This window comes from Pseudoalteromonas sp. McH1-7 (assembly GCF_013366255.1).
In the GTDB taxonomy this organism is placed as follows: Bacteria; Pseudomonadota; Gammaproteobacteria; order Enterobacterales; family Alteromonadaceae; genus Pseudoalteromonas; species Pseudoalteromonas peptidolytica.
On record NZ_JABWPQ010000020.1, the window covers coordinates 26,294 to 49,314 of the forward strand.

The 23,021-nt window shown below is 42.4% G+C and carries 24 protein-coding genes; 16 read left to right on the forward strand and 8 right to left on the reverse strand.

Going from position 1 to position 23,021, the window contains the following annotated elements:
* Window positions 1-131 precede the first annotated feature (131 nt).
* Window positions 132-566, reverse strand: a complete 435-nt coding sequence (locus tag HUZ36_RS14595; protein WP_176033229.1) for an exonuclease III — start codon at window positions 564-566, stop codon at window positions 132-134.
* A gap of 517 nt (window positions 567-1,083) precedes the next feature.
* Here HUZ36_RS14595 and xthA point away from each other — a divergent pair.
* The 3 genes from xthA to rlmA all read left to right on the forward strand — a co-directional run bounded on the left by xthA (window position 1,084) and on the right by rlmA (window position 3,549).
* Window positions 1,084-1,893: an exodeoxyribonuclease III gene (gene xthA / locus HUZ36_RS14600; RefSeq protein WP_125252426.1), complete on the forward strand. Its 810-nt coding sequence runs from the start codon at window positions 1,084-1,086 to the stop codon at window positions 1,891-1,893.
* Window positions 1,894-2,125: 232 nt separating this feature from the next.
* Window positions 2,126-2,749, forward strand: a complete 624-nt coding sequence (locus HUZ36_RS14605) for an energy-coupling factor ABC transporter permease (RefSeq protein WP_125252425.1) — start codon at window positions 2,126-2,128, stop codon at window positions 2,747-2,749.
* Window positions 2,746-3,549, forward strand: a complete 804-nt coding sequence (rlmA, locus tag HUZ36_RS14610) for a 23S rRNA (guanine(745)-N(1))-methyltransferase (protein ID WP_176033230.1) — start codon at window positions 2,746-2,748, stop codon at window positions 3,547-3,549. The genes HUZ36_RS14605 and rlmA overlap by 4 nt, the downstream gene beginning before the upstream one ends.
* A gap of 112 nt (window positions 3,550-3,661) precedes the next feature.
* Here the strand turns inward: rlmA and yfbV are convergent, their stop codons facing one another.
* Complete coding sequence (yfbV, locus tag HUZ36_RS14615; RefSeq protein ID WP_125252423.1) at window positions 3,662-4,108, reverse strand: terminus macrodomain insulation protein YfbV; 447 nt, start codon at window positions 4,106-4,108, stop codon at window positions 3,662-3,664.
* A 152-nt stretch (window positions 4,109-4,260) separates the two neighbouring features.
* On the opposite strand from yfbV, the gene HUZ36_RS14620 reads away from it, so the two are divergent.
* The 7 genes from HUZ36_RS14620 to HUZ36_RS14650 all read left to right on the forward strand — a co-directional run bounded on the left by HUZ36_RS14620 (window position 4,261) and on the right by HUZ36_RS14650 (window position 11,060).
* Complete coding sequence (locus HUZ36_RS14620) at window positions 4,261-5,460, forward strand: acetate kinase (RefSeq protein ID WP_128730516.1); 1,200 nt, start codon at window positions 4,261-4,263, stop codon at window positions 5,458-5,460.
* A gap of 2 nt (window positions 5,461-5,462) precedes the next feature.
* On the forward strand, window positions 5,463-7,610 hold the full coding sequence (gene pta / locus HUZ36_RS14625; RefSeq protein ID WP_128730517.1) for a phosphate acetyltransferase: 2,148 nt from the start codon (window positions 5,463-5,465) through the stop codon (window positions 7,608-7,610).
* 407 nt (window positions 7,611-8,017) lie between these two features.
* Entirely contained in the window at window positions 8,018-8,398 is a 381-nt protein-coding gene (locus tag HUZ36_RS14630) for an ACT domain-containing protein (protein ID WP_128730518.1), read from the forward strand.
* Window positions 8,395-8,907, forward strand: coding sequence for a PTS glucose transporter subunit IIA (locus HUZ36_RS14635; protein ID WP_128730519.1), 513 nt, complete (start codon window positions 8,395-8,397; stop codon window positions 8,905-8,907). The genes HUZ36_RS14630 and HUZ36_RS14635 overlap by 4 nt, the downstream gene beginning before the upstream one ends.
* The gene (locus HUZ36_RS14640) at window positions 8,904-9,251 is read left to right on the forward strand and encodes an ArsC family reductase (protein WP_128730520.1); all 348 of its coding nucleotides are present in this window, start codon (window positions 8,904-8,906) and stop codon (window positions 9,249-9,251) included. Before HUZ36_RS14635 ends, HUZ36_RS14640 begins: the two co-directional genes overlap by 4 nt.
* On the forward strand, window positions 9,251-10,378 hold the full coding sequence (dapE, locus tag HUZ36_RS14645) for a succinyl-diaminopimelate desuccinylase (protein ID WP_147391448.1): 1,128 nt from the start codon (window positions 9,251-9,253) through the stop codon (window positions 10,376-10,378). Before HUZ36_RS14640 ends, dapE begins: the two co-directional genes overlap by 1 nt.
* Window positions 10,347-11,060: a M15 family metallopeptidase gene (locus HUZ36_RS14650; protein ID WP_254879561.1), complete on the forward strand. Its 714-nt coding sequence runs from the start codon at window positions 10,347-10,349 to the stop codon at window positions 11,058-11,060. The genes dapE and HUZ36_RS14650 overlap by 32 nt, the downstream gene beginning before the upstream one ends.
* Before the next feature lie 130 nt (window positions 11,061-11,190).
* On the opposite strand, the gene HUZ36_RS14655 is transcribed toward HUZ36_RS14650, so the two are convergent.
* A complete protein-coding gene (locus tag HUZ36_RS14655) occupies window positions 11,191-12,075 on the reverse strand; it encodes an NAD(P)-dependent oxidoreductase (protein WP_176033231.1) in 885 nt (294 codons plus the stop codon).
* Between the two features lie 128 nt (window positions 12,076-12,203).
* Between HUZ36_RS14655 and HUZ36_RS14660 the strand changes: the two genes are divergently transcribed.
* Window positions 12,204-12,719 (forward strand): glutathione peroxidase, encoded by a 516-nt coding sequence (locus tag HUZ36_RS14660; RefSeq protein ID WP_125252415.1) that lies wholly within the window; start codon window positions 12,204-12,206, stop codon window positions 12,717-12,719.
* The gene (locus HUZ36_RS14665; RefSeq protein WP_128730523.1) at window positions 12,685-13,665 is read left to right on the forward strand and encodes a 2-hydroxyacid dehydrogenase; all 981 of its coding nucleotides are present in this window, start codon (window positions 12,685-12,687) and stop codon (window positions 13,663-13,665) included. The genes HUZ36_RS14660 and HUZ36_RS14665 overlap by 35 nt, the downstream gene beginning before the upstream one ends.
* A 72-nt stretch (window positions 13,666-13,737) precedes the next feature.
* On the opposite strand, the gene HUZ36_RS14670 is transcribed toward HUZ36_RS14665, so the two are convergent.
* Window positions 13,738-14,325 carry an MlaC/ttg2D family ABC transporter substrate-binding protein gene (locus tag HUZ36_RS14670; protein WP_125252413.1) on the reverse strand — a complete coding sequence of 196 codons (588 nt, stop codon included), beginning with the start codon at window positions 14,323-14,325 and terminating at the stop codon, window positions 13,738-13,740.
* A 428-nt stretch (window positions 14,326-14,753) separates the two neighbouring features.
* Window positions 14,754-15,734, reverse strand: coding sequence for a zinc-binding dehydrogenase (locus HUZ36_RS14675; protein ID WP_176033232.1), 981 nt, complete (start codon window positions 15,732-15,734; stop codon window positions 14,754-14,756).
* Between the two features lie 174 nt (window positions 15,735-15,908).
* On the opposite strand from HUZ36_RS14675, the gene HUZ36_RS14680 reads away from it, so the two are divergent.
* Complete coding sequence (locus tag HUZ36_RS14680) at window positions 15,909-16,880, forward strand: LysR substrate-binding domain-containing protein (RefSeq protein ID WP_125252411.1); 972 nt, start codon at window positions 15,909-15,911, stop codon at window positions 16,878-16,880.
* Here HUZ36_RS14680 and HUZ36_RS14685 read toward each other — a convergent pair whose 3' ends face one another.
* A complete protein-coding gene (locus HUZ36_RS14685; RefSeq protein WP_225740691.1) occupies window positions 16,881-18,452 on the reverse strand; it encodes a putative bifunctional diguanylate cyclase/phosphodiesterase in 1,572 nt (523 codons plus the stop codon).
* A 175-nt stretch (window positions 18,453-18,627) separates the two neighbouring features.
* Window positions 18,628-18,969 carry a YdcH family protein gene (locus HUZ36_RS14690; protein ID WP_373865588.1) on the reverse strand — a complete coding sequence of 114 codons (342 nt, stop codon included), beginning with the start codon at window positions 18,967-18,969 and terminating at the stop codon, window positions 18,628-18,630.
* A gap of 253 nt (window positions 18,970-19,222) precedes the next feature.
* Here HUZ36_RS14690 and purM point away from each other — a divergent pair, with 253 nt between their 5' ends.
* Genes purM through HUZ36_RS14705 form a run of 3 tightly spaced genes read left to right on the forward strand, consistent with a single transcriptional unit; the run spans window position 19,223 to window position 21,634 of the window.
* Complete coding sequence (purM, locus tag HUZ36_RS14695; protein ID WP_128731216.1) at window positions 19,223-20,275, forward strand: phosphoribosylformylglycinamidine cyclo-ligase; 1,053 nt, start codon at window positions 19,223-19,225, stop codon at window positions 20,273-20,275.
* Complete coding sequence (purN, locus tag HUZ36_RS14700) at window positions 20,275-20,925, forward strand: phosphoribosylglycinamide formyltransferase (protein ID WP_176033233.1); 651 nt, start codon at window positions 20,275-20,277, stop codon at window positions 20,923-20,925. Before purM ends, purN begins: the two co-directional genes overlap by 1 nt.
* 13 nt (window positions 20,926-20,938) lie before the next feature.
* A complete protein-coding gene (locus tag HUZ36_RS14705) occupies window positions 20,939-21,634 on the forward strand; it encodes a DUF3108 domain-containing protein (RefSeq protein ID WP_128731218.1) in 696 nt (231 codons plus the stop codon).
* Window positions 21,635-21,814: 180 nt separating this feature from the next.
* Here the strand turns inward: HUZ36_RS14705 and HUZ36_RS14710 are convergent, their stop codons facing one another.
* Window positions 21,815-22,579 carry a class II glutamine amidotransferase gene (locus HUZ36_RS14710; protein WP_176033234.1) on the reverse strand — a complete coding sequence of 255 codons (765 nt, stop codon included), beginning with the start codon at window positions 22,577-22,579 and terminating at the stop codon, window positions 21,815-21,817.
* Window positions 22,580-23,021: the final 442 nt, after the last annotated feature.

Genomic DNA, 23,021 nt, shown 5'->3' on the forward strand with positions numbered 1-23,021 from the left:
AGAGTTTTTAGGCTTTAACATAAAAAATCCGATAAACGACTGTTTATCGGATTTTTTTACCAACCTTATTCGTCGGTATATTTTGATACGTAGCAGTAATACCAACTAAGTAAGTTTTAGAACAAATGGTATTAGATCGCTGCGTTTCTGAATTCTTTAACAAACTGCTTAACAGGCATGTCGTTACAACGAAGGTTACGTACCTGTTGATTGCTAAGGCGTAAATGATTCACACCGTGACGCACAGCGTCAATACATAATCCAGTTGCTACATCAGATTTTTCAGCAACTAACTCAACTTTCTTTTCTTGCTTTTGAATACGCTGAGATGCTTTTGCAAACTCACGAATATCTTCACCATTACACTTGATGCTCGGTGAAAAGCGAGAAATAAATAAGCCTAGTGATGCAGCTTCTTTACGTGCTGCACTGAACCCCTGCTCCGCAGCAACAGCGCACACTTTTGTCGCAGGCGACGAGTCAGCTTGCGTGTACTCAACTTGAGACGCAAACGCAGTTGAAGAAGCTAGAGAAACAAGACCTAAGAAAGAGAGAGATTTAAGCATAATATACCCCAAATGAACGATTCGGTGCGGATTATAATTACAATGTAGAATAAGTAAACAGCTAAATCATGCAAAACTGCTTATTTAATGTTCTATTTACACTAGGGTAAAATTATCGCTATGGCACACCTAAACTTGTACAAAATTTAACAAGTTCATATATACCAATACCGGGACAAACGCTTTCTTCAACGACTGCGATAGCTAGGTTTTAGGTACGTTCAAATGCTACTAACCAGTTTTTCTTGTCTTAAACTGCAAAAAAGGTGTTAGGCGCTATATAAATTTTACTGTAGCGTGCTTCACTCTCCACAGCACAAGTATCATTGTCCAATACATTGGCTCAACTTGACGGATCAAATTGGTACAACCTTTTGATTGTGGTTGTGATTGCTAAAATTCACCGATAGAAAGGCAATAATTTCTCAAAGCTCAGGTTAATTGCCTTCAATCGCTGATCCTCTTCTTTTTAAATGATAAACTCTGCTACAAAACAGCAAAGTCAATAGAGAGTGCTATGAAAATTGTCTCGTTTAACATTAATGGCCTAAGAGCTAGGCTACATCAATTACAAGCATTAATAGAAAAACATCAACCTGACGTGATTGGGCTTCAGGAAATCAAAGTACATGATGAAGCTTTTCCTAAAGATGATGTCGAAGCACTGGGGTACCATGTTTATTTTCATGGACAAAAAGCTCATTATGGTGTTGCGATACTCTCCAAAAAGCCAGCCAAAGTGATTCAAAAAGGCTTTGCAACCGACACTGATGAATCACAACGTAGAATGATTAGTGGTACATTTGAAAGTGACTCTGGCGCTGAGGTCACTGTAATGAATGGCTACTTCCCACAAGGCGACAATATTAACCACGAAACAAAATTTCCGTATAAAAGACAATTTTATGCTGATCTGATGACACATTTAAATGAGTTTGCTGATCCTAAATCAAATTTAGTCGTGATGGGTGACATTAATATCTCTCCAATAGATGCTGATATTGGTATTGGTGAGCAAAATCGTAAACGATGGCTAAAAACCGGAAAGTGCTCTTTCCAGCCAGAGGAACGTGAATGGTTAAAAACGTTATTGGACTGGGGTTTCAAAGATACATTTAGAGAGTTAACACCTGATGCCACAGAGAAATACTCTTGGTTTGACTATCGCTCTAAAGGCTTTGATGACAACCGTGGATTACGTATTGATGTGGTACTCGCTACAGAGCCTTTGATGGCTAAGTGCCTTGAAAGTGATATCGATTACGAGTTAAGAGGAATTGAAAAGCCTTCAGATCACGCCCCAGTTTGGGCTACTTTTAGTCTCTGATCGTATCATATCAACGAAGTGACTTTTTTTGAGGGGAGTAAACCTTGTCAATTACGTAGCTATCGCTAAGGCAAAAGCTTATCTAGATGAGAAGGTTTTAACCGGTTAGCATCAAGGTACTCCCTCACACTGAGTAAATCTGAAAACCAAATAGGATCGCACTATATTGAGCTGTAACTCACAGTTTTGCTCGAACTAGTATTGCCAATCTCATTAACATGTGGAAGAAGCCGTGACTTTTATCGCCGCGCTCGGATTATTTTTATTTAGCTTTAATCGTCAAGAGTACCAACAATTATTACTGGTTGCAGCAAGACAAACTGGGGTGTTAAGTTGCGCTGTCGTACTCACGTTGCTGTGGCAAATTAAGGCGGGCATTTTACCACAACTTGATATTCATATTTTGGGTGTTACCGCTGTAAGCCTTATACTGGGATGGCGTTTAGGTGCGCTAAGTGCAAGCTTAGCATGTATATTACATGGTTACTTCAACGGCTTCTCATTGCCGGAGTTTGGTAATTTATGGCTCTTTACCGCTTTACTCCCAGTGTACATTAGTTACGGGTTATTTGTGCTTTGCTATCATTACCTACCGAGGCACTTTTTTGTATATATCTTCGTCTGTGCATTTATATTTGCAGGTACCGTCGGGTGCTTAAAAATCTTACTCAGCGCAATGTACTATTACACCGTCGATGCCTATACTTGGTTCGAGCTTGCAGATAATTACCTGCACTTTGCTGTCATCATGTGGTTCCCAGAAGCAATGCTAAATGGCATGGCTATCACTTTGCTTATTACATACCGCCCACATTGGGTTAAAACCTTTTTTGATAGGGAATACTTAGACAAATGATATCCCATTACCGCTGCCCGCTTTGTAAACTACCTTTGTTTCGAGGTGGTGCTAGCTATACCTGTGATCAAAATCACCAATTTGATATAGCCAAAGAAGGCTATGTCAACTTATTGCCAGTTCAGAATAAAAAGTCTAAACAGCCTGGTGACAACCAAGAAATGGTGGCTGCACGTCGTGCATTTTTTGAAACCCACCATTATGAGTTTCTAAGAGATAACCTCGCCTCTCTTGTAGCACAGAAAACGCCTGAAAAAGTATTGGACTTAGGCTGTGGAGAAGGGTTTTATACACGAGAAATTGCGAGTCACTGTCCAAATGCCACGGTATATGGCGTAGATATTGCCAAGCCAGCAATACGTTATGCAGCAAAACGCTACGCTCAAGTCGCGTTTAGTGTCGCGTCTATTAAGGAGGCGCCATTTGAAGATAAGTTTGCTGACGTTATCGTCAGTATTTTCGCGCCGATTTTTGATCAAGAGTTAGCGCGTCTGTGTAAACCAAAAGGCAGCTTATTTGTGATATCACCAGCAGAGCATCATCTGTTTGAGCTAAAGTCTCTCATTTACGACGATGTGAAACTACACAAAGCGCCGGACACCCCTGCTGGTTTTACATTAGTTGATCGTACCAAGTTACAACAGACTCACACTATGGACTTTACTTGCGTACAGCACCTGATCATGATGACACCATTTGCGTGGAAATTTAAGCAGCAGCACTTAGACAGATTGCAAAAAATGGATAAAGTTAAAGTGACGCTATCATTTTTTATTAATGAATATCAGCGCAACGAATAGCACTATCTTACGAACTAACATGGATATGTTGAAGTCCAAGGGTGATTCACTAAATTAGCACTTGCACGCTGTAGCCTACCCACTGTTTTTAGGGGTAGGCTTATACATTACCTCACAGGTTTTCTTTGGTGAATGCTTTATCCATCTTTTCAAACATATCTTTCAATAATCTCGCCAATTCCCGATATCTTGGCTTTCTAGAGGATAAAGGGGTATCGTAGCCATTCGCAACCATCTTTTGGTGAAGCTCTGTGTACCAAGAATTCAGTGCTGGATTTAATGGTGTTTCCGCCCTTTTTCCTAACCATAACAGCCCTTGAACAGGCAACGATAAAAAGAACAGCGCAACCGCTATCGCCTGTGGTAAATATTGGTACCCCAACTGACTAGTTTGCAGAAATAGAGTAAACACCGCCAGCATAGGCATAGTATTTAAAGCAAGCTCTGTCGCCTTTATCACCCGAAACTCGGGGAATAGTGGTGCTAATTCCTTGCGCATAGGCCACTCTTTTGAGTATTGACGTCCAAGTTGCACTTGCGAAATAAGACTTTTTTGCATCATAACTCCTAGGTGCTAACTTTTATATAAAAAATGAGGTAAAATCGACGTCTTTACTGTCAACTATACCTTAGTCTAAATGCGTAGCTTATATGCGCTATAGCTTTAAGCTTAATACGCAATAACTGTTATTGTCAAAACGGAAAGTCATTATGTCATCTCAGCATGTTTTGGTTCTTAATTGTGGAAGCTCCAGTCTCAAGTTTGCAATCATTGATAACGCAACCGGAGAGGAAATATTATCAGGTCTGGGCGAGCGCCTCGCTGAACAAGCACCACAAATAAAGTACAAGTTCCAAGGCAACAAAGAAATCGTTCCCCTTAACAGTGGTGATGCACACCAAGTTGCAATCACTACACTTGTAAAACTCATCAAAGATCTTTCTTTAGATGCTGATCTTGTCGCTGTCGGCCATCGCGTAGTGCATGGCGGAGAGCGTTTTACACAGTCAGTCATTATTGATGACTCCGTTATTCAAGCAATCGAAGCAACGGCAAGTCTCGCGCCTTTGCACAACCCTGCCAATCTACTTGGCATACGCGCAGCACAGGCGGCATTTGCCCATTTACCGCAGATTGCAGTGTTTGATACGGCCTTCCACCAAAGTATGGATCAAACCGCATACCTTTACGCGCTACCCTACTCACTCTACCGTGAACATGGTGTACGACGTTACGGCTTCCACGGGACTAGTCATGCTTACGTATCGGCACAAGCCATTGAAGTTTTAGGGTTGCAACAGGCACCATCTCGTATTATCACTGCGCATTTGGGTAATGGCTGTTCTGTTACGGCCATAAAAGATGGTAAATCTGTCGATACTAGTATGGGGTTAACCCCACTGGAGGGTCTGGTTATGGGGACCCGAAGTGGTGATATAGACCCAGGTTTATTTTCATTCCTTATCAACCACCTAAACTACTCAACCCAGCAAATTGATACGCTGTTGAACAAGCAAAGTGGTTTACTTGGGATCAGTGAGCTATCAAATGACTGCCGCACAATAGAAGAAGCGGCTCAGGAAAATCACCCTCAAGCGAGTCTCGCCTTGGATATTTTTTGTTACCGTTTGGCTAAGCAAATTGCTAGCTTCTTAGTCCCGTTAGGTGGTTTAGATGCACTCGTATTCACAGGTGGTATCGGTGAAAACTCGGATGTTATCCGTGAAAAAGTGGTTAACCAACTGGGCTTCCTTGGCATGAAGGTAAATGCTGAGCAAAACCTCAAAGCTCGATTTGGTGGTCAGGGTATTATCACTGACGCCGCACATTCTCCGGTTGCGATGGTTATTCCAACGAATGAAGAGTGGGTGATCGCGAACGACGCTGCAACACTTGCAAAAGGAGCATAGTAATGGGACGTCGTATCATGCTCATTCCTATTTCAACTGGCGTTGGCTTAACGTCGGTTTCTGTAGGTATAGTCCGAGCGCTTGAGCAAAAAGCGGTCAAAGTGAACTTTTTTAAACCGATTGCACAACCAAGAAAAGAAGACACAGGTCCAGAAAAATCGACCCTTATCGTACAACAAGGGTCAACGATTACTCCGCCAACACCATTTGAGCTGAGCTATGCTGAGCAGATGATTGGTGATGGTAAAGGCGACGACTTGCTAGAGGAAATTGTAGAGCGCTTCGAAGGTGCGGTGCAAGATGATGAGGTTGCCATCATTGAAGGGATGGTGCCCACGCGTCGTCAGCCATATGCTGGACGTGTGAATCGTGAAATCGCTCAAACTCTGGGCGCAGACATTGTTTTTGTTCTAACACCAGGAAATGACTCCATTGACGAGCTTGAAGATCGACTAGAAATCGCCGCGGGTAATTACGGCGGGGTCAACCACCCTCGTGTGCTGGGTTGTATTTTTAACAAAGTCAATGCACCACTGGATGAAGATGGTCGAGCACGTGCAGACTTAGTTGATCAGTACAAGCCTGATGAACTAGAAAATGAAATGAATCGATTAGCGTCGCTACCGATTTTTAGAAAGCACCCATTTCAGCTGTTAGGCGCAATTCCGTGGGACTTTGATCTTGTTGCACCTCGGGTTATTGATCTGAGTAATTACATGAAAGCCGAAGTCATCAATGCAGGTGACATGGAACACCGTCGTCTGCGCCGCGTGACCTTCTGTGCTCGAACGGTATCAAATATTCTGAACCACTTTACCCCAGGTGCCCTGTTGGTCACTCCAGGTGACCGTTCAGATATATTGGTCGCAGCCTGTTTATCGGCTATGAATGGTACAAAGATTGGTGCCATATTATTAACCGGTGGTTTTAAGCCCGAAGAGAAGATCATGACCTTGTGTGAGCAGGCCATGGATACTGGTTTACCTATTCTCGCCACTGAGGCCGATACATGGCGTACGTCATTACTACTACATAACTTTAATATGGAAGTACCCAGTGATGATGAGCAACGTATTGAAAGGGTGAAGCAGCACAATGCTCGCCATATTGACAGTGAGTGGCTAGAGGGTCTTGCTAAAGGCGTTGCCAAAACTCGTAAGCTGTCACCACCGGCTTTTCGTTACTTGCTCACTGATCTGGCAAGACGTGCAGGTAAAACAATTGTACTACCCGAAGGCAATGAGCCTCGTACAATAAAGGCTGCTGCGATTTGTGGCGCTCGCAACATTGCGAAGACCGTGTTACTTGGCGACCGCGAAGAAATTGAGCGCATCGCCCAGCAGCAAGGTGTAGAGCTAAATGAAAATGTGACCATATTATCGCCACAAGATGAAGTGCACAAATATATTGCGCCTATGGTTGAGATACGCAAAAACAAAGGTCTCACTGAAGTTGTTGCTGAAGAGCAGTTACAAGACAACGTAGTTCTTGGCACTATGATGTTAGCTGAAGGCAAAGTTGATGGCTTGGTATCAGGCGCAGTGAACACCACAGCAAATACTATCAGGCCGCCTCTGCAGTTGATAAAAACCGCGCCTGGCGCATCCTTAGTTAGCTCAGTATTTTTTATGCTGTTACCAGATCAAGTATTAGTGTACGGTGACTGTGCAATTAACCCTGATCCCACTGCGGAGCAATTAGCAGATATCGCCATCCAGTCAGCTGACTCAGCTTCAGCATTTGGTATCGAACCGCGAGTTGCAATGATCAGTTACAGTACTGGTACTTCTGGGCAAGGCGCTGATGTGGAAAAAGTGAGAGCTGCAACAGAAATTGCACAGGAAAAACGCCCCGACCTAGATATAGATGGGCCACTTCAATACGATGCCGCAATAATGGAAAATGTCGCGCGTAAAAAAGCACCAAACAGCAAAGTGGCTGGTAAAGCAACTGTATTTGTCTTTCCAGATCTGAACACCGGTAATACTACATATAAGGCTGTACAACGAAGTGCGGAGCTGATCAGCATAGGGCCTATGCTGCAAGGTATGCGCAAGCCCGTCAATGATTTAAGTAGGGGTGCATTAGTCGATGACATCGTATATACAATCGCGTTGACCGCAATTCAAGCGACGCAAATCGAAGCTTAATCACTACTATTAGACGAAGGGCTCAATACTGAGCCCTTTCCTCTCAAAGTACACCTTGATTTATATCTTTTTGACAATAATTACTGGGGATGCCCTATTTCCTCATACAACGCCATAACGCTGCATTGAAATCGACACAAAAACCACGAAAATTGTGACTGAAAAGCCATTGGTTATTCTAATACCAATTATCTTAATTCAGTGGTCTATTTTGAGGCGAGAAAATCTTGTCGTAACCAGACAAAAATTTTGCTATTTAGTTGTTCTAAGTAAGCAATTATTAAGTCTAATTGGTATCAGCTCTTAATAATTAATTTTTTACTTTTACCCATCTGCTCTGGTCTTTAATTTGACTTCACTATACTATGTTTTAAGCACTTGGTATTTTTCCAAATAAAGGGTTGGTAATGTCAAAGCAAACACTGCAGCTGCTCAAGCAAGAATTTACGATACATAGTCTAGATTGTGATGAAGCAGTACCGCAAGCGGTGTTAAACAGTGAAATTTTCTTTATAGCCAAAACATCAGATGAGCTATCCATAGTCTGTGAGTCAGCTATTAAAGTCGATAGCCTTGCAGCCGAAACTCACTGGCGCGCGCTAGAGGTAATAGGACCGCTTGGATTTTCTTTAACTGGCATTATGGCAAATATATCTGGCGTGCTGGCAAAATCGAACATCTCAATATTTACCTTATCAACGTATGATACAGACTATATTCTTGTGAAGCAGAGCCAAATTCAACATGCTATACAAGCGCTTAAAAAAGACGGGTATTTACTACTTTGATTGAACTTTCACCAACTATTCAGTATCGACCAATATCACAAATTGCCAACCCTATCGCACATATTCCTAGCCCTTTCACCGGTAAGGTGTTTCCGCTCACAGCACACTCAAACGCAGTAATTGCATCGGGAGCATTGGGAATTGGTGTATGCGTGCAGGTTCGAGTGCCACTGCTGCTTTCTCCTTGTCACGGCCAGTTACTCCAAACGCGCAGAAATGGCTGCGAGTATATTGTGCAGGCAAACAACGGCCTTAAAATGTTACTAAGCCTTGACATCAGTAGTGAGTTTACCAAGCCTGAATACCTTAAAGCTAATAGCTTTGGTAAGTCTAAGATCGCGCTCGGTGAGCCACTATGTTTTTACGATGTTCCTCTAAGTGAAGCAAAAACAATGGCGGCAATTGTGCTACTCAATGCACAAAAACTTGGTGCATGTTATTATCCTTTAAAACAAGTTACAGCGGCCAAAGAGCCGATAATAACCATTGCGAGGGCGTGTGCTTTATGACAGTTATGATGTATGGGATCAGCAACTGCGATACCATTAAAAAAGCAAAAAAATATCTTCAAGACAACAATATCGAGTTTACTTTCCATGACTATCGAAAAGAAGGGATCGACGAAACCCTGCTCGCTACTTTTTTTGAACATTTAGGCTGGGAAAATGTGTTAAATAAACGTGGTACCACCTATCGTGCGCTGAGCGATGAACAAAAGCAGAATTTAAGTGAAACGAGTGCAAAACAGCATTTACTAGATGCGCCAGCCATGATCAAACGTCCAATCTTACTTTATCAAGGTCAATACCACTTAGGCTTTAAAGCAGCCCAATATGATGAGATTTTTGCCTGATGAGTGAAGTAGTAGAATTTGCACAGACCTTGATCCAACGGGCTTCAGTCACACCCGATGATGCAGGGTGCCAGCAATTGATTAACGAGCGTCTAGCAAAATTAGGGTTCAATGTAGAAGAACACTTTTTTGTCGATACGCTCAATACATGGGCACGAAAAGGGACAAGAGGGCCACACTTTTGCTTTGCCGGTCACACCGATGTTGTACCTGTTGGCGACGAGAGCCAATGGCAGCACCCGCCATTTGCAGCAACGATTGAAGGCGATATGTTACATGGGCGTGGCGCTGCCGATATGAAAGGCTCACTTGCTGCGATGATTGTTGCCACAGAGCGGTTTATTAATAACCACCCTAATCACAAAGGATCTTTGTCTTTTTTGATCACCTCTGATGAAGAAGGCCCATTTGTGAATGGGACGACTCGCGTTGTCGACTTACTTGAGGCGCGAAACGAAAAAATTGATATGTGTTTGGTCGGTGAGCCCTCATCTCGTCATGAGCTTGGTGATGTGGTTAAAAATGGTCGTCGCGGGTCACTCACAGGACACCTTAAAGTGATAGGAAAGCAGGGTCATGTCGCGTATCCACACCTCGCTAAAAATCCAATCCACTTATCCGCAGCAGCAATTGCAGAGTTGAGCGATACAGAGTGGGATCAAGGCAATGCGTTTTTTCCAGCAACTAGCTTCCAAGTATCTAATATTAATGGCGGAACCGGTGCCGGCAATGTTATCCCTGGCACCCTACAAGTTCAGTTTAACTTTCGCTTTAGCACTGAGGTAACTGCCGAAGAACTCAAGCAGCGTGTGACTGCGATTTTGGATAAACACCAGCTTGATTACGAACTTGATTGGATATTAAACGGTTTACCGTTTTTAACTGAGCCTGGCCCATTGCTCGATGTTACCATGGCAGCCATTCAAGAAGTAACGGGAAGAACAACAACCCCTGAGACTTCCGGTGGCACCTCTGATGGGCGCTTCATCGCACAAACAGGCTGTAAAGTCATTGAGCTTGGCCCGATAAATGCGACCATTCATCAAGTGAACGAATGCGTAAGTTGTAAAGATCTAGACCAACTCGCATTGATCTATGAAAAAATCTTGGAGAAGTTACTTGCCTAGCCGCTCCTTAACGGCGGCACAGTGTATAGCATGTGGGGTGAATGAATCGCATCTCATATGCTATAACGGTCGTCATGTGCACCGAGAGATTGTGGATGATTTGGCATCCCTTATCAACGCTGCAAAACTGGCCGGTTTCACGCTTTACATGGCTTCAGCATTTCGCAGCTTTGAAAGGCAAAAATCGATATGGGAGCATAAGTTCTCCATGCGACGGCCGGTGCTTGACTTGAACAACCAAGCAGTCGATTTGAGTGAGCTGTCTGAAATAGAAAAAGTCAGAGCTATCATGCTGTTTTCTGCCCTTCCAGGAGCAAGCCGCCACCATTTTGGCACAGATATAGATGTATACGCGAGGGATAGACTACCAGCACAGAAATCATTGCAGCTTGAGCCGTGGGAGTACCAGGAAGGCGGGCATCAATACGAATTCTCTCTGTGGCTAGACAGCAACCTCGAACGCTATGGTTTTTACCGACCTTACGACCGTTTTCGTGGTGGTGTTGCTGCCGAACCGTGGCATATCAGTCATTGGCGCACCGCAAAGCCACTGGCTGATTTACAATCGCCGGCTACGCTCAAAGCTTTGCTAGCACACACGAATATCGGCGCAAAGACAGCAATACTTGATAACCTAGAGGCGCTACATCAGCAGTTTATCGCTAATATAGCACCCAAGTAACCTGAGCTTCGGATAATACCAATTTGACTTAATACTTGCTCAATTTGAAAGAGTAAATCTGACGCTAACAGCGTTTAACTCCCTGCCAATAGCCAGCTACTTGTGTATAAATTCGCCTCAGATTACACCATCATTTCTTGTCGTGGATAGCATCAAGTCGAGCAAGTAGGCTTGATGTGTCGAAGCGATTTCCGCCTAACGCTTGAACGTCTGCATAGTACTGATCAACCAACGCTGTAAGCGCTAAATTTGAACCGTTACTTCTTGCCTCATCCAGTGCAATGCCCAAATCTTTTCTCATCCAATCCACAGCAAAGCCAAATTCATACTCTCCTGCTAACATGGTTTTATAGCGATTTTCCATTTGCCATGACCCTGCTGCGCCTTTGGCAATCGTTTCAATCACTTTTTCGCCATCTAAGCCTGCTTGTTTTGCAAAATGTAGTCCCTCTGCTAACCCCTGTACTACTCCGGCGATACAGATTTGATTAACCATTTTACAAAGCTGTCCAGCACCGACTTCACCAATTAACTGGCTGAATCTTGCAAATGCAGCCATGACTGGTTGTGCTTTTTCAAACGTACTAGTTTGACCACCAACCATAATTGTTAATACGCCATTTTCAGCTCCGGCCTGTCCTCCCGATACCGGAGCATCTAGAAACTCAACCCCTTGTAATTGCGCTTCTTGTGCGACTTCACGGGCGACTTTTGCTGATGTGGTGGTATGATCCACCAGCACTGCACCAGATTTAATTCCCGCCAGCACACCATCATCGCCGTATACTACCGAACGTAAATCATCATCATTGCCCACACACATGAATACAAAATCACAGTCAGTCACCGCAGCTTTTGGTGTTGCAGCAAAACTTCCTTGATATTCTGAAGCCCACTTTTCAGCCTTACTTGTCGTACGGTTATATACCGTGACTTGGTAGCCTGCATTTTGCAAATGTCCTGCCATCGGATAACCCATGACACCTAACCCTAAAAAAGCGACTCTCACTGACATATTTCTGTCCTATTTCATTGTTATCTTAATAAGAATGGAGTTTTTATACCCGAGCACCTCTGTCATAGCAAATGAAAAAACTGCTTTGATACCGAATAACATAAAGAAAACACACGGAGCCTGAAAGGATGGAGAGTATTTATCGTTTTAGTGCACAGCTTATTGATGGACAAGTTATACCGCTACAATCATTTGCGGGTAGACCGCTGCTCATCGTAAACATTGCTAGCAAATGTAGCTTTGCCCCGCAATTATCAGCACTAGAAAAGCTACACAACAAGTACAAACAATTTGGTTTTGAGGTGCTGGCGTTTCCATGCAATCAATTTGGCCGTAATGAGCCACTTGAAGATGAAATGCTCAAAGAGTTTTATAATACGCACTTTAATTTGAGCTTTAAGATTTGTACTAAAACACAAGTTAACGGGCCGGATGCTCACCCTTTATTTAGCTATTTAAAATCTCATACCCGAGGTATTGCGCAAAATCGCGCGATTAAATGGAATTTTACTAAGTTTCTAATAAACTCTGATGGCATGCTAGTATCTAGATATGCGCCAAGAACAAAACCAGAAACGCTAAAATCAGTGATAGAGAGCCACATTAACCATGAGAATCGCCCTATTCAGTTCGCAAAACTATGAAGTGCCATTTTTTAAGCAAGCCATTGAGCCCTTTTCAGCTCTTGAGTTTTGCTTTATCAATGAATCTCTGAATCCAAATACCGTAGCCCTGTGCCAAGGATATGATGCCATTTGCGTTTTTGTAAATGATATTGTGAATGCCGATGTTATCGCCACACTCAAAGAATATAACATCAAAACAATTGCCCTTCGCTGCGCTGGATTTAACAATGTAGATATTAAGGCTGCAACGGCAAGCAACATAGATGTGGTAAGAGTGCCCGCTTACAGTCCCGAAGCGGTTGCCGAACATTGCATTGCCTTAATGCTAACATTGAGCAGAAAAACACATAAAGCCTATAATCGAGTCAGAGAAGATAACTTTGATCTAAACGGCCTATTAGGCTTCAATATATACAACAAGACTGTTGGTGTTGTTGGTTGTGGGAAAATCGGCCAGGCACTGGTTAGCATTCTTAACGGTTTTGGGGCGAATGTACTGGTTTACGACCCCAATATTGGTGAAGGGCCATACACCCTTGTTTCTTTGGATATTTTGCTCGCACAGTCAGATATAATCAGCCTACACTGTCCATTAAATGAACACACCTATCATATTATTGACGATGCTGCATTTGCAAAAATGAAACCAGGAGTGATGCTTATCAACACCAGTCGAGGTGCGTTATTAGACAGTAAAGCCTGTATCTCAGCACTTAAGTCAAAACAACTCGGTTATCTTGGTTTAGACGTTTATGAACAAGAGTCCGAACTTTTTTTCAAAAACCACAGTGAAGAGATCATTCAAGATGACATCTTTTCTCGATTAGTAAGCTTTCCTAATGTATTAGTAACTGGCCATCAAGGGTTTTTTACTAAAGAAGCACTTAAACAAATAGCTACTGTCACCTGCGAAAACCTTGATGCAGCAAGGGTGGGTAAACCACTATTAAACAAAGTTGAGTGAATAACAAAAAAAAGAGCACTCAACGATACTGTGCTCTTTTGGTTACTTCAAAGTCGGGGGAAGTAATTCGTTTTATGCTTTGCTCTTAAGTTCAGCGGTGACTTGTGCCAAACCTACTTCAGAGATCCGCATGGTGATTTCTTTTTGCTTCGCACTCAGTAGAGAAATGCCTTCAGCTACCATGTCATAAACTTTCCAAGTGCCATCTTTACTTTGGCGAAACTTAAAGTGCATGTCGATATCAGGCTTTGCTTGCTCTTTGATCACAACTTTTACCGTAGCAAAATCAGAGCCGTCAGAAACTGGCAACTCTTCAAATATCACCTCTTGCCCTTTATACTGCAAAAGTGCGCTGGCATAAGTTGCTACTAAATAATCGTCAACGGCATTAATAAAGTCGACCGCTTCATCTCTTTTTAGCCCTTTGATATGCTTGCCAAGCAGCTTGAAAGAAACAAACTTCACATCAATGTGTGGCATAAGGCGACTACGTACAATCCCCTTCATTTCGGTTTCAGTTGCCTTTCCTTCTTTATTTACCGCTTTAATATCTGTAAAAAGCTTATCGCCTACTTGATTGATTAGCGTGTATGGAGAAGTATTCGCCACAGCAATACTCGAAAAAACGAGTAAACTAAAAATAATGAGTAACTTTTTCATCGTTTAATCCTTATTAAACCTTGGGCACTAGTCTATCCAATTTGACGAGTGCAAATAAACATATCAATTCGCACCAAATTGATGCTGTGTTGACATCAATAAACCTATTATAAAATATGAGATGACACGATTAATACCGATCCGCTTAACTAAACGATCTATTTCCAGACAAAAAACCTTAACGTAGTTCGCGCCAGACTTACTCCCTTAAATAGAGCATGTACTAAGCGCATCGGTATAAGATCGAATAATAAGTTATACCCACTAACAGCATGGACAGAAGGATTTACTGCACTTTACTGCCATAGCCTAGTGGTAGCTTGAGTATACGGTGTTCAGATAAGAAAAAATGTCAGAAAATGTATCAAATATTGTAGAAGTGCAAGGCTGGGCTTACACGCAGCCTTGGCACCCTAAAAAAGCAAGAATTAGTTAAACGGCATTTCAGCACAGAAGAAAGTAATATTTTCATCATCAGCAAGCTTATCGAGTGTCTCGATGAGAATGTCGTTATTAGCTAGGACGGATCCTAAGTGGGACAACTTTACTTCGTCTTTTTCTAGCTTTTCGGCCAGTACATTGCCAATAAATGCCATTCTTTGCTGTGCACAGACACTGTTAGAAAGCCAGCTCCCACATAAAGATACAATGCCAATATTAGGTGCCTTTTTCATTAATACATGCTGTTCAATTGCAGGTAACCCAGCTAAACAACTCACTCGTCCACAAAAAACCAAATGATTGATCAATTGCTGTGTTTGCGTGCCGGTAAGGTCTAATGCACCTTGAACCTCTGCTTCACCAAAATGTTGCTGTAACCTCTCGGCTAAAGCAGACAGACTATCCTCTGTATAAACCAGATCTGCACCTAGTTGTTCCACCAGCTTTTTATGCTTTGCCTGTGTACAAGCAGCAACACCAACTCCGAGCTGCTTTGCAAACTGTACCGCCATTTGTCCAACTGGATGATGTGCCGCTTCAATAAGTATGGTATCACCACGATTCAGCTGTAATTTGAATAGCGCGATTAATGCACACATAGCCGGCGCGATTGCCGCGGCTGCAAGTTTACCATCGACATTGGCTGGTAACACAGTTAAGGCATGACTAGGGACGATTGCAAATTCGCTCATTGTGCCCTGCTCACGTATATCTCCATGCCAAAATACCCGAGTGCCGGGTTCAGGAAAGCCTGTTTTACAAGCTTTCTCAACAGTGCCTACCGCGTCAATACCAAACACACGATTTGGTGTGTCTTCACAAGGACAATTGGCGACTTTAGTATCGATAAAGCTTAAACCAACATGCTCAACTTTGATCAAAACTTGATCATCGTTCGCCTCGGGTAAATTAATCTCTCCCTGCTCGAAGGTAAGTCCATTTGTATGTTTGAATCGGACTGCTTTCATCTTGTGCCTTTACGTTATGCTTCAAAATAATGTAATACGCTTAGAAGCTATGCGTCTATTTTCATTAAACCATTGTTAGCTATTTGCCACAACTTTATTAGTGTAAATATGCCCCTCGCAATTCCAATTGTTTAGTGTCACAATGGCATCAGTATCAGTGAACTTTTTTGCACTATGGATATTAGCAGCCGATTATTAATCTTTTTAGACGTTGTAGAACGCGGTTCATTTGCAAGCGCCGCACAACTTCGCAACATTGACCGTTCAGTCATTTCCAAGCAGATGACCAAGCTTGAAGAAGAGCTTGGAGTAAGACTAATGAATAGAACAACACGTTCTTTTTCATTAACCTCAGCAGGATCTGAAATGGTAAAAAAAGCTGAAGAGCTGCGTTTACTGCTAAGTGATACACAGCGGATCGCGCAAAATTACCACACAGAGCCAAAGGGATTGCTCAAAATCGCCAGCTCAACAGTTGTCGGTAGACGCTATGTACAGCCGGTTATTAATGATTTCCAAAAACGTTTTCCTCACGTTGAAGTCGAGCTCAGGCTAGAAGACAGGCTGGTTGACTTAGTCGGTGAAGGATTTGACTTAGCTTTTCGTGTCGGCGAGCCAAAAGACTCTTCTTTGATAGCACGGCGCATCGCACGTAATCGTTTTTTGATAGTAGCCAGCCCAACCTTTTTAAAAACACATGGCACACCTACGACACTTGAAGAATTAACTCAACTCCCAGCTGCAAGCTACGCCAGTGACGCATTACGTTTCACCAGCATTACTTATTTGGATGAAAATAACCAAGAGCAACAAATGCCAATTAAGAGTATCTTCAGAACGAATGATGGTGATACTCTTTTAGAAAGCGTGTTATCCGGAACATGTTACATCGTCGCCCCCGCATTTTTAGTTGGCCAAGAGGTAGCCGACGGAAAACTGCAGCCACTGCTTACCGAGACAAAGCTCATTGATTTTGCAGCGATGTACGCACTTTACCCTCATCGTGATCTCCCTGTAAGAACACGCCTATTCCTCGACGCATTTCGTGCTTATATAGGTGAAGAAATACCGATTTGGGAAAATGAAATACCAGGCTTTGAGCAGATGTATGGTTTTGTGCCGCCAAGACCAAAACTGACTTTTTAGCTATCGCCCATCTAGGCGCTTCATCGCTCCTTTGACCATTAATCTTGAGTTCATCCATTTGATACACTCGCTCAATGATAGTGGTTCACAAATTTGAAAACCTTGGATGTAAGGGCAACCCAAGCGGGATAAGTACTGTAAACAGGCATCGCTCTCAACACCTTCGGCGACTATACTACAGTTAAGTTTACGGGCAAGAAACATACTGGTTTCTACAATCGCTTGATCTTTCTCACTCTCATGGCTGAGACTGACAAAAGAGCCATCAATCTTTATTTGTGAGATTGGCAACTCCTTGAGAATTGAAAAGGAGGAAAAACCAGTACCGAAGTCATCAATACTCACCGAAAATCCCATTTCAATTAAGGTTTCAATTAGGCTTCGTGCTTTTTCAACTTCCTGCATTACCGTACTTTCGGTCAATTCGAAAACAACATGCTTAGGATCAATTTGGTGCGTATCTAACAACATTGCTAGTGTGCTTATCAAATTTTGCTCCACAAAGTCTTGGCATGAAAGATTAATATGCACTTCTAAACTTGAATGTACTTCCAGCAAAATTACTAAGTCCTGAAACACACGGTTAATAACAAACGCACTCAATTGCTTAATTAAGTTGTTCCGCTCAGCCAATGTAATAAACTTATCAGGCATAATCACAGTGCCGTCAGCTTGCGGCCACCGCAGTAATGCCTCCACACCATAAATATCGCCGCTTTGTGTACACACAATCGGCTGATAATAAAGCGTTAATTCCCCCCGTGCCAATGCCGTTTTTAGGTTTGTAAGTAATTGAAACTCAGCTTCAACTCCTTCGTGAAGTTCTTCGTCAAAAATAACGATACTTTGGCGGCTGTGTTTTGCCGAATACATTGCTATATCAGCTTGTTTCAATAGATCAAAGACCCCTAGCTGTCGTTGTTTTGTCCATAAGCTAGCACCAGCACTATAGGTAACATCCAGTTCTAGGTCTTCTATTTCGATCCCCGATCTTAGTTCGCTTAGCAAAGCATTATTTTGTGAATAGATACAGTTAGCATCACTGACATCCATAATGATAATAAACTCATCCCCACCCATCCTATATAATTGACTTCGCGGTAATAGTGCAGCGCGCATTTTATTCGCAAGTGCTACCAGTAATTTATCACCAAAAAAATGGCCCTTGGCATCGTTTATCTGCTTAAAATTATTGAGGTCGACTAGAATAACACTGAAATCAACTTGTCGTAATTTCCGTTCATTTATCGCATCGATACAGCGCTGCCGATTTTCAAGATCGGTTAAAAAATCATGCTCCGCGTTATATTTTGCTTGTTTTGCTATCTCGTCTAGCTCACGCAAGCTCGTCAAGCTGAGGCAATTGACAACAAACACGAAAATTGACCCTAAGAATAAGATGAGGCTCAATCCTTGCTCAATAATGCTAATGCTCTCTAGATGAGCATACATAAAATACGCAAAGCTTACGTAACCAAGCTCAAACAAGGCCATTAGGATCAACAAAACACGCCACCCCATGGACGAAGTCAAACGGCAGATCTTTATTGCTGGAGAAAACGCTAATCCCATAATAAAGCTACCAGCAATGACCAAAGTGAGTGCAATCAAAGGATATATCGTGAAAGGAGTACAATGGTTACAGTATAGATAAGAATTTTGATCCTGCTCAAAACGGCATCAACAGAGGCAAAAGATAAGCAAAGGCAGGCATGCGGGCCAGCTTAGCCCGCATTGTTATATATCGTCACTCAGCACTTTTAAGAATGCTATATAGTTGATCTTTTAACCATAGGCGCTTTTTTTTCAGCGACTCTAAATATTCATCACTTGAGTGTTCTACACCATCCTCAATTCGGATCACTTCATTATCTACTTCGTGATAGTCTTTAAATAGCCTTGAGAAGTGTCCATCTGACAATTTAAGTTCGTGAATTCTATCTTTAAACTCTGGTAGCTCTTTTGCTAAACTATGGCGTTCAATATTCATCTTTTTAGTCCCATTAATCGTGGTGGTATAAAACGCATTCTCGTGTTTAGAAAACCCAATCAATGCGCCTTTAACAACAGTGTTCTTCAATAATCTCATGAAGTTACTGCTTGATTGGGTCTGTCTTCATAGTACGCTCCTGCCGCCACTGAATATTGATCTAACGCAAGTCAAATACCTTTACATTGAAAGCAAACATCTAGCAATTTCCTATACTAGACTCACAAATAAATCGAGGACCTTTGACCACATACAGAGGGTTTCTCGTAAAGTCGCTAGCCGCCCAGATGCAATTGTTGTAAAATGTCGGCGTTTCTAAGCAAATCTATCTAGCAACTTTTGAGGAAAACCTGTGAGCGAACAAAAACAGTCTCTTAGTTATAAAGACGCTGGCGTTGACATCGATGCGGGCAACGCATTGGTCGAAAGAATTAAAGGCGTAGTGAAGAAAACTCGCCGTCCAGAAGTCATGGGCGGTATTGGAGGTTTTGGTGCACTATGTGAACTCCCAACTGGGTATAAAGAGCCTGTTTTGGTTGCTGGCACTGACGGTGTTGGTACTAAGCTACGCTTAGCTATCGATTTAAAAAAACATGATACGGTAGGCATCGACCTAGTTGCTATGTGTGTTAATGATCTTATTGTCCAAGGTGCTGAACCCCTATTCTTCTTGGATTACTATGCCACTGGCAAGTTAGACGTTGACGTTGCAGCAGACGTTGTATCTGGTATCGGTAAAGGCTGTGAGTTATCTGGTTGTGCACTTATCGGTGGTGAAACAGCAGAAATGCCTGGTATGTACGAAGGCGATGACTACGATATGGCAGGCTTTTGTACCGGTGTTGTAGAAAAGTCTAAAATTATTGATGGGACTAAAGTTGCGTCAGGCGACCAACTAATTGCGCTTGGTTCAAGTGGTCCCCATTCCAACGGTTACTCACTGATCCGCAAGGTACTAGAGGTTTCTGGCGCAGACACCAACGCAGAGTTCGAAGGTAAAACACTGGGTGAACATCTACTAGAGCCGACGCGCATTTACGTAAAACAAATCTTAGCATTGTTAAAAGAAGTCGATGTGCACGCACTTTCGCATATCACAGGTGGTGGTTTTTGGGAAAATATTCCTCGCGTGCTACCAGAGTCGGCAAAGGCAGTGATCAAAGGGGATAGCTGGCAATGGCCCTCAATCTTCAATTGGTTACAAGAAAATGGCAACATCGCAACTCACGAAATGTACCGCACATTCAACTGTGGTGTCGGTATGGTGCTAGTTGTTCCAGCTGACAAACTAGAGCTGAGCCTTGAAATACTTAAAGCACAAGGTGAAAATGCTTGGCACATTGGTGAGATCCAAAACGCACAAACAGGTGAAGAACAAGTTGAGATCTTAGGTGGTGCCGAGTAATGGCACCAACTCGACTGGTTGTATTAATTTCTGGTAGCGGGTCAAACTTACAAGCGATTATCGACGCTTGTAAGTCAAGCTATATAAACGGTGAAATTGCTGCCGTCGTCAGCAATAAAGCCAGTGCCTATGGTTTGATCAGAGCCCAACAAGCTGGCATAACAACCGAAGTATTAGACCATAAGCAATTTGCCTCACGCGAGGACTATGACGTTGCGCTTGGTCAATTAATTGAGCGCTTTACACCTGATTTGGTTGTATTAGCAGGATTTATGCGTATTCTAACTCCATATTTAGTGCAAAAATTTAAGGGAAAAATGTTGAACATTCACCCTTCTTTGTTGCCTAAGTATCAAGGGCTGAACACCCACCAAAGAGCTATCGATGCTAACGATGCAGAACATGGTGCTAGCGTTCACTTTGTCACAGAAGAGTTAGATGGCGGTCCTGTGGTCTGCCAGGCCAAGGTTGCAATTCTTCCCGGTGATACGGCAGAGTCACTAGCACAACGTGTTCATAAGCAAGAACATATTCTTTACCCTTTGGTGGTCAAATGGTTCAGCGAACAAAGACTAACCATGGAAGCAGAATATGCTGTTTTTGACAACAAAACCTTACCAGTTCAAGGTGCGCCGTACATCAAAGAATAAAAAATGGAGCGCTGTGCTAATTGGTATTAGCGCTCTACTTTCCACCTCCACGATTGCCAATCCTCTAAAAGAATATCACGCAGAATACCAAGTTTCTCGCAAAGGGGAAGTACATGGCACAGCAACTCGGACACTCACCAAAGTAGCAGAGTCCACTTATGCAGTGCGATATAAAAGTGACATCGAATGGATGATCTTTTCAGATGTGCGTATTGAGGAGTCATTATTTAAGCTATCAGATCATGTCATCAGTCCACTTCACTATAGTATGAAGCGTGAAGGTACAGGACCTGATAAAAGCTATAAAATTAAGTTCGATCATCAAAACCATGCCATTACCTCGAGCGAAGAAAAATATCCGTTAAAAGTAAAGTGGCTCGAAAATCAACAAGATTTGATTAGCTATCAAGTACAATTGAGGGAAGATTTAAAGTCTGGCAAAACCAAATTTAGCTATCCAATTATTGACAAAAAAGGCAGTCAACGTAGCTATGACTTTGAAATTGCAGGCGAAGAAACAATAACCCTCCCGTTTGGAAATGTAAAAACAATAAAAGTTAAGCGCATTTATGACGACAGTGACCGTCAAGCCATAGCATGGTTTGCCCCCGATCATGATCACATGCTTGTGAAAATGTATAAAGGAAAGGATGGGATGGAACAATTTCAAATAGAGCTGAAAACCTTAGAGGCAAAATCAGATAGCTAGATAACCTGAGGTGTAGATAAGCAATGAGCTAACACATTGTTTCTAGATTCACATTAAGTGGCAGCCTACGTATCAATAGTTAGGTACAGTTAGCGCTTAGTCTAGCTACTGATGCGAAAAATTATTCGGTTTGACCCTTGCCAGATGCCCAACAGGCTGATGGCAAGGAACTAATGCAACTTATACCTTTTCACCGAGCTTAAATAGTGCAAACTCACCTGGCTGTAGTTTTTGCCATTGTTCATCGTTTGTTAGCGGTCGAGTCGCTATTACCGTTACCACATCGTCTGGAGTTGTTTCCTTTTGAAAGTCAACAACCATGTCAGCGTCAATAAGGGTTGCCTTGCCAAATGGTGCTCTACGCGTTATCCAATGTAAGTTATTGGTGCAATATGCTAAGACATAAATACCATCGGTGATCAGCATATTAAACACTCCTTTCTCCCTAAGTATGTGCCCAAGTTTGGCTATGTACCTAAACACTGACACCATATTTGAGGGCCTGTTAGGATACTTTTCTCTCACCTTGTCTAAAATCCAACAAAAGGCCAACTCACTATCGGTATTGCCCACTGGGCGATAAAAGTCTGTTTTTAAGTCTTTGTAATCAGACAGTTGACCATTGTGCGCATAAGTAATTTCTCTGCCCCACAATTCCCGCGTAAATGGGTGAGTATTTTCTAAACAGGTTCGGCCGCGATTACCTTGCCTAATATGACTGATCACTGATACGCTTTTAATCGGGTAGGCTTTTACCAATTTAGCGATTTCCGACTGGCAGCTCGGCTCAGGATCTTTAAATGTCCGACACCCTTTACCTTCATAAAAGGTAATACCCCAACCATCTTTATGTGGCCCAGTATTACCGCCTCGCTCTAATAAACCAGAAAAGCTAAAACAAATGTCCGTCGGTACATTTGCCGACATCCCTAAAAGCTCGCACATAAACTACATAACCACACATATCAATTACACGATTTCACTTAATCACTCTATAGTTTAGGCAAAGAATCAACTTGCCTATTGTCGCTTTATTTATCAGCCTAACTGGAAAGCTTCAAGAGTATTGCCATTCTCGTATTACCCTAGGTATTGACCCTTGGCTCTTTGTGCTAACAGTATATTATTAAAGTAAATTAAACAGTTAGCAATGAATTAGACTATCAAAAGCGTATGACTTATCGTCAGCATAAGTTAAACATAGAAGTAACAGCAAAACCTGTGTTGTTTTATCATTTTGCGTATTATACACACTATTGTTCAGAATTTTATTGAAGCTGTAAACTTACCCTTTGCATGAAGATAAAATATTGCGGTAGACCGCTCAGAATTTGCAATTTAAAACGGCTAAATTACGTATATCCGAGTAGAGCTTAGCCAGTTACAA

Coding starts and splice junctions, on each gene's coding strand:
- HUZ36_RS14595 (WP_176033229.1), bottom strand. CDS start 566: ATGCTTAAATCTCTCTCTTTCTTAGGTCTTGTTTCTCTAGCTTCTTCA.
- xthA (WP_125252426.1), top strand. CDS start 1,084: ATGAAAATTGTCTCGTTTAACATTAATGGCCTAAGAGCTAGGCTACAT.
- rlmA (WP_176033230.1), top strand. CDS start 2,746: ATGATATCCCATTACCGCTGCCCGCTTTGTAAACTACCTTTGTTTCGA.
- yfbV (WP_125252423.1), bottom strand. CDS start 4,108: ATGCAAAAAAGTCTTATTTCGCAAGTGCAACTTGGACGTCAATACTCA.
- HUZ36_RS14620 (WP_128730516.1), top strand. CDS start 4,261: ATGTCATCTCAGCATGTTTTGGTTCTTAATTGTGGAAGCTCCAGTCTC.
- pta (WP_128730517.1), top strand. CDS start 5,463: ATGGGACGTCGTATCATGCTCATTCCTATTTCAACTGGCGTTGGCTTA.
- HUZ36_RS14630 (WP_128730518.1), top strand. CDS start 8,018: ATGTCAAAGCAAACACTGCAGCTGCTCAAGCAAGAATTTACGATACAT.
- HUZ36_RS14640 (WP_128730520.1), top strand. CDS start 8,904: ATGACAGTTATGATGTATGGGATCAGCAACTGCGATACCATTAAAAAA.
- dapE (WP_147391448.1), top strand. CDS start 9,251: ATGAGTGAAGTAGTAGAATTTGCACAGACCTTGATCCAACGGGCTTCA.
- HUZ36_RS14650 (WP_254879561.1), top strand. CDS start 10,347: ATGAAAAAATCTTGGAGAAGTTACTTGCCTAGCCGCTCCTTAACGGCG.
- HUZ36_RS14655 (WP_176033231.1), bottom strand. CDS start 12,075: ATGTCAGTGAGAGTCGCTTTTTTAGGGTTAGGTGTCATGGGTTATCCG.
- HUZ36_RS14660 (WP_125252415.1), top strand. CDS start 12,204: ATGGAGAGTATTTATCGTTTTAGTGCACAGCTTATTGATGGACAAGTT.
- HUZ36_RS14665 (WP_128730523.1), top strand. CDS start 12,685: ATGAGAATCGCCCTATTCAGTTCGCAAAACTATGAAGTGCCATTTTTT.
- HUZ36_RS14670 (WP_125252413.1), bottom strand. CDS start 14,325: ATGAAAAAGTTACTCATTATTTTTAGTTTACTCGTTTTTTCGAGTATT.
- HUZ36_RS14675 (WP_176033232.1), bottom strand. CDS start 15,734: ATGAAAGCAGTCCGATTCAAACATACAAATGGACTTACCTTCGAGCAG.
- HUZ36_RS14680 (WP_125252411.1), top strand. CDS start 15,909: ATGGATATTAGCAGCCGATTATTAATCTTTTTAGACGTTGTAGAACGC.
- HUZ36_RS14685 (WP_225740691.1), bottom strand. CDS start 18,452: ATGGGATTAGCGTTTTCTCCAGCAATAAAGATCTGCCGTTTGACTTCG.
- HUZ36_RS14690 (WP_373865588.1), bottom strand. CDS start 18,969: ATGAGATTATTGAAGAACACTGTTGTTAAAGGCGCATTGATTGGGTTT.
- purN (WP_176033233.1), top strand. CDS start 20,275: ATGGCACCAACTCGACTGGTTGTATTAATTTCTGGTAGCGGGTCAAAC.
- HUZ36_RS14710 (WP_176033234.1), bottom strand. CDS start 22,579: ATGTGCGAGCTTTTAGGGATGTCGGCAAATGTACCGACGGACATTTGT.